At 69.7% G+C, this 347-nt stretch carries 1 protein-coding gene; it reads right to left on the bottom strand.

Annotated elements, in window-relative coordinates; genetic code table 11:
• The coding region (locus AB6A65_RS16785; RefSeq protein WP_371039517.1) for a peroxidase family protein at positions 1-347 on the bottom strand (347 nt) is incomplete at both ends.

Here is a 347-nt window from a genome sequence, read left to right on the forward strand (position 1 = left end):
CGGCCGTAGGCGAAGCCGTAGGTCTTGAGCCCCATGGACTCGTAGGCGACGTTGCCGGCGAGGATGAAGAGGTCGGCCCAGCTCAGGCGGTTGCCGTACTTCTTCTTCACGGGCCAGAGCAGGCGCCGCGCCTTGTCGAGGTTGGTGTTGTCCGGCCAGGAGTTCAGCGGCGCGAAGCGCTGGTTGCCGGTGCCGCCGCCGCCGCGGCCGTCCGCGGTGCGGTAGGAGCCGGCCGCGTGCCAGGCCATGCGGATCATCAGGCCGCCGTAGTGACCCCAGTCGGCCGGCCACCAGTCCTGGCTTTCGGTCATCAGCGCCTCGAGGTCGGCCTTGACCGCGTCGAAGTC

This window comes from Rhodosalinus sp. FB01 (assembly GCF_041365715.1).
GTDB lineage: Bacteria > Pseudomonadota > Alphaproteobacteria > Rhodobacterales > Rhodobacteraceae > Rhodosalinus.